Source organism: Sphingobacterium arenae (genome assembly GCF_014692505.1).
In the GTDB taxonomy this organism is placed as follows: Bacteria; Bacteroidota; Bacteroidia; order Sphingobacteriales; family Sphingobacteriaceae; genus Sphingobacterium; species Sphingobacterium arenae.
This window is the reverse complement of the sequence record NZ_JACNYK010000004.1, coordinates 113632-127614: the sequence shown is the minus strand read 5'-3', so window position 1 is coordinate 127614 and position 13983 is coordinate 113632. Positions and strand designations below refer to the sequence as shown.

General features: G+C 41.1%; 13 protein-coding genes. 10 read left to right on the top strand and 3 right to left on the bottom strand.

The genetic code is table 11. From position 1 onward, the window contains the following. The first annotated feature begins 3 nt into the window (after positions 1 to 3). The 7 genes from H8B17_RS14775 to H8B17_RS14745 all read left to right on the top strand — a co-directional run bounded on the left by H8B17_RS14775 (position 4) and on the right by H8B17_RS14745 (position 8623). Positions 4 to 1245, top strand: a complete 1242-nt coding sequence (locus tag H8B17_RS14775; protein ID WP_190310000.1) for a DUF4998 domain-containing protein — start codon at positions 4 to 6, stop codon at positions 1243 to 1245. A gap of 219 nt (positions 1246 to 1464) precedes the next feature. Then, positions 1465 to 3054 carry an FAD-dependent oxidoreductase gene (locus tag H8B17_RS14770; RefSeq protein ID WP_223816595.1) on the top strand — a complete coding sequence of 530 codons (1590 nt, stop codon included), beginning with the start codon at positions 1465 to 1467 and terminating at the stop codon, positions 3052 to 3054. 52 nt (positions 3055 to 3106) lie between these two features. Continuing rightward, the gene (locus H8B17_RS14765) at positions 3107 to 3934 is read left to right on the top strand and encodes a glycerophosphodiester phosphodiesterase (RefSeq protein ID WP_190309998.1); all 828 of its coding nucleotides are present in this window, start codon (positions 3107 to 3109) and stop codon (positions 3932 to 3934) included. A 161-nt stretch (positions 3935 to 4095) separates the two neighbouring features. Next, the gene (locus H8B17_RS14760) at positions 4096 to 4602 is read left to right on the top strand and encodes a hypothetical protein (protein ID WP_223816594.1); all 507 of its coding nucleotides are present in this window, start codon (positions 4096 to 4098) and stop codon (positions 4600 to 4602) included. 53 nt (positions 4603 to 4655) lie between these two features. Further along, positions 4656 to 6206, top strand: coding sequence for a glutamine-hydrolyzing GMP synthase (gene guaA / locus H8B17_RS14755; protein WP_190309997.1), 1551 nt, complete (start codon positions 4656 to 4658; stop codon positions 6204 to 6206). Further along, on the top strand, positions 6163 to 7446 hold the full coding sequence (locus H8B17_RS14750) for an ABC transporter substrate-binding protein (RefSeq protein WP_190309996.1): 1284 nt from the start codon (positions 6163 to 6165) through the stop codon (positions 7444 to 7446). Before guaA ends, H8B17_RS14750 begins: the two co-directional genes overlap by 44 nt. A gap of 1 nt (position 7447) precedes the next feature. Next, on the top strand, positions 7448 to 8623 hold the full coding sequence (locus H8B17_RS14745) for an RsmB/NOP family class I SAM-dependent RNA methyltransferase (RefSeq protein WP_190309995.1): 1176 nt from the start codon (positions 7448 to 7450) through the stop codon (positions 8621 to 8623). Here the strand turns inward: H8B17_RS14745 and H8B17_RS14740 are convergent. After that, a complete protein-coding gene (locus H8B17_RS14740; protein ID WP_190309994.1) occupies positions 8620 to 9087 on the bottom strand; it encodes a universal stress protein in 468 nt (155 codons plus the stop codon). The genes H8B17_RS14745 and H8B17_RS14740 overlap by 4 nt on opposite strands. A gap of 83 nt (positions 9088 to 9170) precedes the next feature. Between H8B17_RS14740 and H8B17_RS14735 the strand changes: the two genes are divergently transcribed. From H8B17_RS14735 to H8B17_RS14725, 3 genes are all read left to right on the top strand, one after another. Then, positions 9171 to 9941, top strand: a complete 771-nt coding sequence (locus H8B17_RS14735; RefSeq protein WP_190309993.1) for a C40 family peptidase — start codon at positions 9171 to 9173, stop codon at positions 9939 to 9941. 15 nt (positions 9942 to 9956) lie between these two features. Then, positions 9957 to 10937, top strand: coding sequence for a tetratricopeptide repeat protein (locus H8B17_RS14730; protein ID WP_190309992.1), 981 nt, complete (start codon positions 9957 to 9959; stop codon positions 10935 to 10937). Between the two features lie 116 nt (positions 10938 to 11053). Beyond that, positions 11054 to 12343 carry an MFS transporter gene (locus H8B17_RS14725; RefSeq protein WP_190309991.1) on the top strand — a complete coding sequence of 430 codons (1290 nt, stop codon included), beginning with the start codon at positions 11054 to 11056 and terminating at the stop codon, positions 12341 to 12343. On the opposite strand, the gene H8B17_RS14720 is transcribed toward H8B17_RS14725, so the two are convergent. Together H8B17_RS14720 and H8B17_RS14715 are read right to left on the bottom strand one after the other, a co-directional pair. Then, entirely contained in the window at positions 12340 to 13221 is an 882-nt protein-coding gene (locus tag H8B17_RS14720; protein WP_190309990.1) for a DUF72 domain-containing protein, read from the bottom strand. The two genes, H8B17_RS14725 and H8B17_RS14720, sit on opposite strands and share 4 nt — an antisense overlap. A 34-nt stretch (positions 13222 to 13255) precedes the next feature. Then, positions 13256 to 13978: a sulfite exporter TauE/SafE family protein gene (locus H8B17_RS14715; RefSeq protein ID WP_190309989.1), complete on the bottom strand. Its 723-nt coding sequence runs from the start codon at positions 13976 to 13978 to the stop codon at positions 13256 to 13258. Between the last annotated feature and the right edge of the window lie 5 nt (positions 13979 to 13983).

Here is a 13983-nt window from a genome sequence, read left to right as displayed (position 1 = left end):
ACCATGAAAATAATAATGAAATGCGTGGTCGCATATATGTGTATAAGCTGTCTGCTTTTTAGCTGTAGAAAGCAAGACCATTTCTATAAAGAGTTTATTGAAGGAGGTGAAATTATTTATGCCGGAAAAGCCGATTCCGTTTTGTTCCATCCCGGTAAAAACCGAGCACAGCTTTCTTGGAGAATAAAAGATCCAAATATTACACAAATGAAAGTTTATTGGAATAGCAGTTTGGATTCCTTGACAATTGATGTCAATAAAACCGATGGAGTTGATAGTATCGGGATCATTATTGAAGATCTGGAGGAGCGTTTCTATTCTTTTGATATTTATTCCATTAATGCAGAAGGAGGCAGGTCGGTAAAGTCAACAGTAGAAGGACAGGTATATGGTGATGAATATCAGGAAAATCGCTTTCATCGAGCAATAGAAAGTATCAGTTTTTTTGATGATCAAGCTATTATCCTCTGGTTTAATCCCGAAAGTAACGAAGTCGGTTCCGAAATTCGTTATACCGATATAGATGGCGTGGAAGCAACGGTTTTCGTACCGACAACCGAAACAAGTACCACATTGGATAATGTGGAGTTAGGCGATACTTTCGATTACCGTACCTGGCACCGTCCAGATTCGTTAGCGATAGATACCTTTTATACCGATTTTAAAACAGAAGAGATACTGTTGATCGAAAGGGAATTAGACTATACTAGGTTTGCTGCACACAAGCTAGACAATGACCCTGGAGATTTTAGTTCGAGCCGAGTGCCATTTCTGTGGAATGGCAACATGGAGGGAACCTCGGCAGGCTCTGGCGGCTGGTACCGTACAGCAACCGGATCTGGAATACCAAATCAGGTTACAATCGATATGGGAGTATCCGCTAAGTTGACCCGTTTTAAGTTTTGGCAACGGGGAACTGTATCGGAACATACACTGCTCTATGCTAATGCCAACCCGAAGAAGATAGAGCTTTGGGGAACAGACAACCCTGATCCTAACGGCGATTACGCCAATTGGAATAAGCTAGGAGAGTATGAAGTCGTCCGACCCTCTGGTTTGTCTCCGGGACAGCCAGTGACGGCGGAAGATATCGCAGCAGCGCAGGAAGGTCATGAAATTACTATTTCTATGGATGCGCCCGTTGCGAGATTTATCCGAATCAGGGCCATGGAAACCTTTGAAAATCAACCGCACTTTTTTCTCAGTAATATAAGTGTCTTTGGTCAAGTTGTGAGCGTCGAGTAATTTTTCATCCCCCCCTGTATGGAAGCAGGAGGAATGATATATTAAATAGAAAATTATATATAATGAATATTGCTTTTATTAATGTCGGCAAGACGGAGATGTTAATTATTTCTGTTTTATTTTTAGCTATGTTATTTTTTATTATACGAAAATTATTACTAGTCTACAATAAAAAAGAAACAAAAAAGGATAAATAAATCAAAAAAAATGAGAAAGGTTATGATAAAATATACACTCCTGCTGTTGATCGTATTAACGAGCATCGCAACAACATATGCTAACGAAAAATATGATGTCTGTATTTACGGTAGTACATCTGCAGGAATAGTTGCTGCCTATACGGCAAAAAACATGGGAAAATCGGTGGTGGTGATATCGCCGGACGGCCATATTGGTGGATTGTCATCCGGAGGCTTAGGCCAGACGGATATTGGAAATAAAAATGCCATTGGTGGATTATCACGGGAATTCTACAAGCAATTAGGTGAAGTATATGGCCAGGATGAATCCTGGAAATTTGAACCGAAAGAAGCGAAGAGAATTTTTGAAACTTACATCCAAACAGCGGATATCCCGGTTATTTATAACCAGCGTATAAAAAAGGTAAATAAGAAAAAAGCACAAATTAGATCGGTTGATTTAGCCGATACCTATGGTTCCGATAAAACAACACAACGAATTGAAGCACAGGTTTTTTTGGACTGTACATACGAAGGTGATCTTTTCGCTATGGCAGGGGTGTCATATGCGGTGGGAAGAGAAGACAATAGTGTTTATGAGGAGACATTAAATGGATATCAATTAGCAGCATACCGGAAGCAATCCGGTTATCATCAGTTTCCCAACGGCGTAAGTCCGTATATTGTTCCTGAGAATCCATCGAGCGGGCTCTTGCCGGGAATAAGCAGCGGACAACCGAATCCCACCGGTACAGGAGATAAGCTGGTTCAGGCTTATAATTTTCGGATCTGTTTGACCGATAGTGCTGAGAATATGATTCCGATAACGAAACCGGAAGGATATGACCCCAAGAAATACGAGCTTTTGGTACGCCTATTCGAAGCACAGCCTAGGGATCGCAAAATCAATAATTATTTTATTTGGAGCCGGATGCCGAACCGCAAAACGGATATTAACAACCGTGGAGCATTTTCGACTAATCTAATTGGTGCGAACCATAACTGGCCCGAGGCAAGCTTCGAAGAACGAAAGAGAATATTCGATGAACACGTGGCGCATGTAAAAGGTTTGCTTTATTTCTATCAAACGGACGAACGCGTCCCAAAAGAGCTGCAGGACTTTGTGAAAAACTGGGGGTATCCGAAAGACGAATATGTCGAGCACGGACATTTTACGCCACAATTGTATGTGCGTGAGGGCAGACGGATGATCGGAGAATATATTATGACAGAGCACAATTGTAGAGGAAAAGAAGTAATCACCGATCCGATCGGTATGGCGGCTTATACGATGGACAGTCATAACGTACAGCGTATTGTTGTAAACGGAATGGTGAAAAATGAAGGAAATGTGGAAGTGGGTAAATTTCCACCTTACCCGATATCTTATCGAGCCATATTGCCCAAATCGAAAGAATGTACAAATTTATTGGTGCCGGTTTCGTTGTCGGCATCCCATATCGCCTTTGGATCTATTAGAATGGAGCCTGTGTTTATGATTTTAGGGCAAAGTGCTGCCGTGGCAGCTGTCCATGCTATTGATCAAAAAGCAACTGTTCAAAACATTGATTACGATAAACTGAGAAGCGAGCTGATAAAACAGGAACAAGTATTAGGAATATCTAAATAAGCTGACGTTGCAGCCAATATCCTATACTACAACAAATAAATATGTTATTAATATGAAATATCTTCATTTTGTCTTTCTTTTATTGATTATGACTTCTTTTCATCCTTCCAATTCGTTTGCGCAACAAAAAGAAGTTAAAATTTTTGCGCATAGGGGCGGTGCTTACGAATACGATGAAAACACCATGTACGCCTTTCAAGAATCTTATAAGCAGGGAGCGAGAGGTTTCGAACTGGATATCCGGCTTACCAAAGATAAACATCTTGTGCTTATACATGATCCGAGCATGAAGAGGACCGTGGGTATCGATAGGCCTATAGAGGACTTGACACTGAAGGAGGTTAAGGAACGGCGGACATTAAAAGGTAATCCTATTCCTACATTGGAGGAAGCAGTAGCTTTCTTTAAGGACAAACCAGGGCTGTATATCGAGTTTGAAATGAAGACCCAAAAGCCGGAGTATGACGAGGAAACGCTAAAATATTACTGTGACCAAGTGTATAGTAAAGTATATAAGTCCATTCCGCAGGGATCTGATTATGTGCTGACATCATTTGATAAAAGACCATTGCGCTATCTCAAGACGAACCACGCAGAAGCTAACTTAGTATTGCTTAAATCGGAAGGTCTGTCTGAAGATCTTATGGCGGAAGCCAACAAACTGGACATTAGCCGGATAGGTTGTCGGCTGGAAGGCACGACGAGGGATATGGTAAAAAAGGCCAGAAAAGAGGGGTTCAAGATAACCTTATGGCCAGGCCGTAATGTGGAAGACTTCCTTCTTGGTGTGATGCTTGAACCTGATGGTCTGTGTACGGATGTTCCCGTGGAGGTGATGACATGGGTGAAAGAGAATGCTCCCTGGATTACTATAAAATAGGGTGGCGAAGCATCAATCCGTAAGTCCTTTTTCCGATAGGGGAAAAAATCAACCAAAAGTGTTGCAGCTTACCGTTTTATATGGTAACTTGTTAAGCCAATCGGAAGGGAGATTGGCTTATTTTTTGTAAAGATATACAGTATAACCAATGCGTAAGGCTTATGATGAGAAAATGTTTTTACGTCGTGCTGTTTCAAATGTTGGTAACGACGACGTTATTCGGACAAAAACTTTCCCTGAAAGAAATCAGAAAAGATTTTAAAATTGGTCATAAGGACGAATCGACATGTACAAAGCATCTCGAAATGTTAGAGGAATATGCAGATTGCCCAGTAGAGCGAGGTTATGAAGCAGCCTACCACATGTTCATGGCAAAACACACAGGGAATCCGTTTAAAAAAATGGGCTATTTCAAAAGCGGTAAGAAAATGCTAGAGGAAGAAATAGCCGACAATCCAAACGAAATAGAATTACGATATATCCGCTTATGTATCCAGTATTACATTCCAGCTTATTTAGGATATAAAGCTAACATAGAAGAAGATAAAGATTTTTTAGTGGACAATTTGTATAAATTAAAAGACCAAGAAACCAAACAACTTATCTATACCTATTTGAAAGGGGCGAAGATGTATTCCGATGCCGAATTAGTGTTATTAGGCCGTTAAAGGAAATCAATTAAAATCGTTAAAAATACAAGGCGAATATGTAACTTTGCGCCATGTCCGAAAAAATTATCATTCTTGATTTTGGCTCGCAATATACACAGCTAATAGCACGCCGTGTTCGTGAGCTTAACGTTTATTGCGAAATTCATCCTTATAACAACCTACCTGAATTCGATGAGGAAGTAAAAGGAGTTATCTTTTCCGGCAGTCCGTATTCTGTTAGGCAAGAGGATGCACCTCAAGTCGACTATATCGACATTCAAGACCGGTTTCCGTTATTAGCGGTATGTTATGGCGCACAATATTTAGCACAGCAATCGGGAGGAGACGTGTTACCCTCTGAAATCCGGGAATACGGTCGGGCAAATCTGCAATTCGTGGATCAGGAAAATGCCCTCTTGAAAGGAGTCCCGGTGCAATCACAGGTGTGGATGTCCCATGGAGATACTATTAAAGAAATCCCTTCCAATTTTAAAATTATTGCCAGTACGGACAAAGTACGTGTGGCTGCGTACGAAATCGAAGGCACGCGTACATTTGGAATCCAGTTTCATCCAGAGGTAACGCATAGTACCGATGGACAAGTCTTGTTAAAGAATTTTGTGGTCGATATATGTGGATGTTCACAAGATTGGACTCCAGATACCTTCGTAGAAACAACAGTAGCCGAACTAAAAGCGCAATTAGGAGACGATCACGTCATCATGGCGTTGTCAGGAGGGGTAGATTCGACGGTGGCAGCCGTATTGTTACACCAAGCTATTGGAAAAAACTTACATTGTATTTTCGTGGATCATGGCTTACTTCGTAAAAATGAATACGAACAAGTATTGGACTCCTACAAAAATATGGGGCTGAATATCAAAGGTATCAACGCCAAGGAATTATTTTTTGGACGTTTAGCAGGCGTTTCAGAACCAGAACAAAAAAGGAAAATAATAGGTGCATCTTTTATTGACGTGTTCGATCAGGCCTCTAAAGATATTCAACATGAATTACCCGAGGGCATAGAAGCAAAATGGTTGGGTCAAGGAACCATTTATCCCGATGTTATCGAATCGATTTCAGTGAAGGGGCCATCGGCAACGATTAAATCACACCATAACGTCGGTGGTTTACCTGATTTTATGAAGCTGAAGGTGGTAGAGCCGCTGAAGGCCCTATTCAAAGATGAGGTGCGTCGCGTGGGAAAGACCCTGGATATTGATCCGAATATCTTAGGGCGCCACCCATTTCCAGGCCCCGGGCTTGCCATTCGGGTGTTGGGCGACATTACGGAAGAAAAGGTACGAATTTTGCAGGAAGCTGATGACATCTATATCCGTAACCTAAAGGAAGCGGGATGGTATGATAGGGTATGGCAGGCAGGAACGATTTTTCTACCCGTGCAGTCTGTAGGCGTCATGGGCGATGAACGTACCTATGAGCATGTGGTAGCTTTACGTGCGGTGGGTTCATTGGACGGAATGACGGCCGATTGGATTCACTTGCCATACGATTTGTTAGCAAAAATTTCAAATGAAATCATCAATCATGTTAAAGGAATCAATCGAGTTGTCTATGATATCAGTTCAAAGCCACCAGCTACCATCGAGTGGGAATAGACTATTATTTGTATTAATTTTAGGGTTATTCCTCTTTCTGGGAGCTTGTTCGCCTAAAACTAGAGTCTTAAAATCACCAGATCACAGCGGAGGAAATATAGGAAGCACGCTTCCAAAAAAAGAGAGGCCAGAAATTGAGGATAAGGAAGAAAAAGTAGAAGATGCGCGCCGAGCAGAAGCAGCAAGAAACAGTGTAGCGCTGGTATTACCTTTTCAGTTAAATAAGATATCTCCAAATGCGTTATCCAAAGAAGATGTTAATCGTTCGGCTATAGCGTTGGATTTCTACCAAGGTTTTCAATTGGGGCTAGATGAGTTGGCGCAGAAAGGAAGATCTTTTTCCCTTCATGTAGTGGATTCGCGAGACAACGAAATACATAACCAATCTATCGCAAAATCGGAGGAAATAGCAAACGCTGCACTTATTATTGGGCCCGTGTTCCCGAAAGAAATTACTACCTTTGGAACACATCGGTTGAATAAGAGCGTGTTGCAAGTAAATCCCCTTGCTGCCACAAAAGCACAGGAATTTAATTTACCAAATTTGGTTTCCTTAACACCCTCTATAGATGTGCATACGAAAGCTATGGCAGTGCGCGTGGCAAGAGATTACAAAACGGGCGATGTAGTCATCATCTATAATACATCCGACAATGACGGAAGACAGTTTCTAAACGGCTTCTTGTCAGAGCTGAAAAAAGCAAATTCGTCTGTTCAGGTTCGTTCCGTATCGTCGATCCCCCAATTAAATCAGGAGATTAGTTTAACAGGTACTAACTTGGTAGTCGCCGGTACGACCGATAGATTTCAATTACGATCCTTTTTAAGCAATTTAGAAATAAAATCTTCAGAAGAATTTTATATGTTTCGCGTATACGGACACCCTTTGTGGGATCGTATAGATTTTAGCATTTATGAGCGTTTTGGAGATTTTCAACCTGTTATTACCACAGAGAGCCATATGAAAACGTGGGCAAGAGGAGCGAAAGAATTTAAAGATCAATACTATTCTTTATACGGTGTTAACCCTTCGGATTATTCCTATAAGGGGTACGATGCCGCAAAGTATTTTGGAAATTTACTTGCGAAATATGGCGACGATTATCCAGAATACATCACAAAAGAAAAATTCGAGGGTTTATTTAGCACCTATTCATTCGATTATAACGAAAGTTGGGGTTTTGTAAATCAGGCTGTTTCGTTTAAAAGTTATCAAGGCTCGTCTTTTCAGTTAAAGTGATATGGAAGTTAATCCGCGTCGAGTCGAGCAGCAGTTGAGGAATTTTCAGCGTGCCATAGATGCTTATAGTAACACGGAGCCCTTTGCTCGATTCCTAACCCGATTTTTTAAAGAAAACAAACAGATGGGATCATCCGATAGACGGATGACTTCTCGCTTATGCTATAATGTATTCCGGCTCGGACGTTCCCTGCCAGATTTGTCCAGTACCGACCGGCTTATTGTTGCTGAATTTTTATCTGAACAGCAGAGTCCTATTGTAGAACTTTATCAACCCGATTGGGTTTCCTATATGACCACATCTTTAGCCGAAAAACTGCTTCTCTTAGAAAAGGAGGGTTACGATGTTGTCAACCATCTTTTTCCATTTAGTTCTCCTTTATCGCCAGCTATTGATAAGGAACAGTTTGTATTAAGCCATTTAGTGCAACCCGATTTATTTATTCGGGTACCAGAAAAGAATAAAACAATCGTTGAACGGGAACTTGCGGAAAACAATATTCCTTTTGAACAGGTTTTTGAAGGTGCCTATCGTTTGCCAAATGGAAGTAAACTGCAGCAAATAAGGAAGATAGAAGGGTTATTTGAAGTGCAAGATCTGTCTTCGCAACAAAGTTTGGCAGAGCTTGTTCCAAAACCAAGAGAAAAATGGTGGGATACATGTGCCGGAGCCGGTGGAAAATCGCTACTATTGTTGAATCGCTGTCCTACGATCGATCTATTAGTCTCTGATATAAGATTAAGTATCCTACGTAATCTCGACGTTCGCTTTTCCAAAGCGAAAATTAAAACACGCTATCGGAAAAAGGTGTTGGACTTAACGCAGGAAATAGACCAGCTGATGGACGGAGAAACCTTCGACGGTATCGTCGTCGATGCGCCTTGCTCTGGCTCAGGAACCTGGGGCCGGACACCAGAAATGCTTACCCAATTTGAAGAGAGCCGAATACACTTTTTTGTTACGTTGCAACGTCGTATTCTGGATACTGTCGTTCGTTATCTTAAACCACACGGAACACTCATGTACATTACCTGTTCGGTATTTGAAGCCGAAAACGAACAAATCGTGCGTTATCTGGAAGACAAGCATGGGCTGGTATTGGAAGAAGGCGGCATCATTAAAGGGTACGATAGAAAGTCGGACAGCATGTTTGCTGCCCGTATGCGAAAAGTTTAGTCGCACTTCCCTGGGATAACCAATACAGGGCAACTTGCTTTTCGTATAACCGATTCGGATACACTACCTGATATAAAATGCTCAAAACCCGTCCGTCCGTTAGATCCCATAACGATAAGGTCTGCTGTCCATTCGGTAGCGGTATTTAGAATTTCGTCTCGAACATTACCCACTTCGTTAAATAGAAAAACTTCCTGGGCACCCTCAAAGTCGGCCGCTATACTTTCCAAAAATCGTTGAGCAGATTCCTGTTGTATTTCAGAAACTTCCGGTACCACGATGGGCTGTTGTCCTAACAATGGATCTGCACCATAATTGGCAGGAGAGGTCGGCGGAACGACAGTGACTAACGCCAGAGATGAACGAAACTCTCGAACTAAATCTTTCGCGTAATCAATTGCTTTAGCGGTACACGGAGTATCATCTACGGCTAAAAGTATGCGATTAAATCTATGGGTGCTCATTTTTTGTAGCTCTATAAAAAGTGATATATTCGTACCTATAAAACAGCGTTATTGTATTATTTGTTTTATAAAAATCAACTCATATGAACATAGGTATCTGTAATTTATCCGTAATCCCGTTAAGGGCTACCCATACACACCGTAGCGAAATGGTGAATCAAGTACTTTTTGCGGAGAAATTTGAAATACTTTTAGAAGAAAAAGATTGGGTTCACGTTCGTTTGTTCGATACGAATTATGAAGGATGGTTACAACGCGGACAATTTATATCGCTATCCGAAAATCAGTGGAAGAATATTTCGGAAGATCATCATTTCGTAGTAGACATGACAGGCGGAACGGCTTTCTCATACGATCGGAAAGTCGATTTAATTCCCGGGACTAAAATTCCTAACCAACTTTTACAACAACAATATTCCGATTTTCCATATCGGATTGAAGGAAATTTGCGACAACCCAATGTGGCAGACTTTGAATCGGAATTCCCGCAACTGATAGACTATTATCATAACAGTCCGTATCTTTGGGGCGGACGTACGCAGGTAGGAATAGATTGTTCAGGACTCAGCCAAACGATATATAACCATTTTGGATTACAGTTGCCACGTGATGCATATCAACAAGCTGAACAAGGAAAAGTCGTCGATTTCCTATCTGAAATTAAACCTGGAGATCTTGCTTTCTTTGATAATGATGAAGGACGGATTACCCACGTGGGCGTTATGATGGATACCGAAACGATTTTTCATGCATCTGCAAATGTGCGGATAGACAAGATGGATCTAGAAGGTATCTATAACAAGGACCAAAACCGGTATACCCATAAGCTTCGCATTGTGAAAAGATTCTGGTAATTACTATTTTTGATTATGTCTTTAACAAACAACAGATACTTTCTTCTGGCGAGTGCCCAGCTTTTTCCTTTACCCTTTCTAGATCCCATAGACACAACGATCGATGATCCAGCATTAGCCAGCGCTCAAGAGGCTTATTCCTCCTTTCGGAATGGCCGGACGGAAGTAGCTTTGGAGCAATATACCGAAGCCATTCAACGATTTCCTGATCAACCCTTTTTCTATGCTTGCCGATCAATTTTAAATATGGTTTTGGGCGACGAAGAAGGCGCTTTCTACGACTATCAAGTAGCCAAAAACTTAGATTTTAATTATCAAGCCTTTTTAGAATGGGTAGAAAACAGACCAGCAGAACAGGTGCCTTTATCTCCAGATACGGAATTGAAGCAGCTATTGAGTGATGCTTTGGAAGCTACGCAACAATTTGATTATGAGCGGGCGTTAAAATGGTATGCATTCGTCCAGCAAAACCATCCGGACGATGCGGATGTGCTCGTATACCAGAGCGCGTTACATATACGCCTACTTCGATACGACAAAGCACTGTCTGATTTGAACCAGGCTATAACCATGAATCCTACACATTTTCAAGCACATCTGTTTCGGGCTAAATTATTCAAAGCTATCCAGGAACCCGGAAAAGCCAAAGAAGATTTTGATAAAGCCATAGCGATTCAACCAGAAGCCGGCATTATTTACGAAGAACGAGGAGGCTTTTTAGTTGATTTAAAGTTCTATAAAGAGGCGTTGTTCGATTTCAATAAATTGGTAAGCTTGCTTCCCAAAGATTTTTACGTGTACGCATTACGTGCCGACCTTTTTGAGAAAATGGGAAACTGGGAAGCTGCCCTGCAGGATTACTCAAAGGCAATAGCATTAAACCCTTATTACTCTGATTTATATGCTTATCGTGCGGATATGAAAGACCGACTAGGCGATACAACAGGTGCTGCGGAAGACCGCCAGATGTTTGAAGAATTGGAAAAGGACGATTAGCACAGCACGTATTAAAAAAATAAATGATTTGTAACTACACGACGGTTATTTATATTTTGTTTCGATTGTAATACAAAAAGCTATCTTTGTCTGGCAAAATAAGATCTCATAAATTTATGCAGACAAAAACAAACCTTCCTTTTACAGGATATGAAAAATTTGTAATCTTCATCTTAGCCATTAGTCAGTTTACCGTTATTCTGGATTTTATGGTAATGTCACCTTTGGGCGACCTGCTTATTAAATCGATGGATATGCATGCTTCATCTTTCGGTATGGTAGTATCCGCCTACGCTTTTAGTGCTGGTCTTTCGGGACTTTTAACGGCTGGTTTTGCAGACAAGTATGATCGAAAAAAACTCTTATTGTTTTTTTATACCGGCTTTATAATCGGTACCATTTTTTGCGGGCTTGCGCATACATTTTACGCGCTTGTTGCAGCGAGAATTATAACCGGGTTGTTCGGTGGTGTTATCGGTTCTATCTCCATGGCGATTATCACGGATCTATTTGCTTTGGAAAAGAGAGGTCGGGTAATGGGATTTGTTCAGATGGGGTTTGGTGCCAGTCAGGTTTTAGGCATTCCTATCGGACTTTACATTGCGAATAAAATGGGTTGGGAAGCTCCTTTCTTATTTATAGCGGCGTTAGCAGTGCTCATAGCAGTTCTTATCGCTTTGCGCTTAAAGCCAGTGGATGCTCATTTAGGAATGGACGTACAGAAAAAGGCCATTAGTCATTTAGTACAAACGTTGAAGAAGAGACCGTATCGTGTCGGCTTTTTCGCCACGGCTGTATTGTCTGTTGGTGGTTTTATGATGATGCCTTACGGAACCGTATTTGCGGTCAATAATCTGGGAATAAGCAATGAACAATTACCCTTTCTATTTATGGCATCGGGTATAAGTTCACTTCTTATTATGCCATTTATCGGTAAAATGAGTGATAGAGTGAATAAATATAAACTGTTTGCCGGGGCAACGATTTGGCTGATGGTCATTTGCGTTATCTATACCAATCTCTCTACAACTCCCTTTATCTGGGTATTGGTCGTCAATATCTGTATGATGATGGGGATTATGAGCCGAATGGTTCCGTCGTCTGCCCTTATATCCGCCGTTCCAGATATGCAAGATCGTGGAGCGTTTATGAGTATCAACGCCTCTTTACAACAAATAGCTGGAGGAATTGCAGCAACAATTGCCGGGCTTATTGTCTACCAGGAAAATAAATTCAGCCCGCTGGAACATTACGATATCGTTGGTTACGCGGTTGTTGCCATATCATTGGTATCCATATTGCTCATGTATAACGTGGATAAGCTTATAAAAACGAAAATGAGAAACATCCCCTTATCCGTATTAGATAAGCCAACCGAGGTGTCCGCCACCCATAGAGAGTCTTAAAATAACGTATTCTCCTTGTTTGGTATGCGGAGGTTCGAGCCTATTTCCTTGTTAAGGTGTTCGATAAAATGCGCCGCCAATAGCGGTGATTCCAATTCTATGTTTTGATGGATAAAGAAATACAATTGTTGCAAACCAGCCTCTTTCCACTTCTTAATCACCTTTACCCATTCCACCAGCCGATCGTAGTCCGAAGGATGATTAGCACCCACATAGCGTATAAACGCTGTTGGAGTCGTTAGCCGCATGTGAACCATATCACGACGCCCCGCAGTATCAACCAGTACATTAGTCGTGTGGGTATCTTCCAATAATCTGTATAGCTTCTCGCTGCTGTCTTTGCCCGAGAACCACTCTTGATTACGGACCTCTACAGCCAGCGGATAACCTTTCGGAAAACGATGTAGAAATTTTTCTAAACGGTCAAAATCCTTTGGTTTGTAATTATCGTGCAGCTGTAGGAATGCCATTCCAAGTTTTTCTTCGAATAACACGGTGGCATCCACAAAATCTTTAATTTTTTCATCGGTGTTGAGGAGCCTGGAATAATGACTGACCGATTGCGGTATTTTAGGAAAGAATTTAAAACCCTCGGGCGTTTTATCTTTCCAGGTTTTTACTTGCTCTTTCGAAGGCGAATTATAGAAGGTAGCGTTTAACTCAATGGAATTAAACTGTTGAGCGTAATACACCAGTTCGTCCTTCGTACCGCGAGGGTAGAAGCCTTTTAAATCCGCCTTATTCCATTTTGCACAACCTACAGCGATTTGTAGTGGTTCCTTTTGTTTGTGTGCTTCTAGCAACTGAAATGTCTCCGATGGCGTCGGTGGAAGCGAAAAATCAATTTCTTCCGGATTGCTTACTTGTCCAAATTTCATACTCGAAGATAAAAAAAATAGAATAATTTGTTTACTAAAGGAGTAATAAAATACCGATCAAAGCCAACCCTATATAAACATACTTCAAAAAAGTATCCCCCTTTAATTGGTGGTTTAGATACCTTCCCAAAAAAATAGCCGGAATTACCACCGGGATGGATAGTAAAAAGTATTCCGTTACGACAGGCGTCCACAAACCTTTATACCAGTATCCGATTAACCCTATAATACTCGCGGGAAGAAAGTAAGCCTGTAAGGTGGCCCGGAAATGTTTTGGAGACCATCTGCGCATATTACCATATATCACAAGAGGAGGGCCATTTATACCATAAGCGCCGCCGAAGATACCCGAAAGAAAACCGCAGATAAAAAGCCAAATTTTGTTGTCCGATTGGAGTTTAAAACTATTCGTCGAGAACAGACTATATATTGCGTATAAAATAATGAACCCTCCCAACACCGATTTCACGAATTTTTCGTTACCGTAGACTAAAAGAAATAATCCAATTGGAATACCTAGAAAAGCAAATAGAATAAGCCATTTTGCACTATTAAAATGTATTTCTTTTCGATCCTGTACGACAACGATACCAGCAATAACAATCGAAATCAAAACAGAAAGAGGGACGGCCACATCTATAGGAATAAAGAAAAGAAGCAATGGAACAGCGATTAAAGATTCACCGAATCCAAAAGTAGAACGAACTAATGTTGCAATAAAAATTATGGTTAGAATGCTCAACGTTACGAATTCCATCGTGT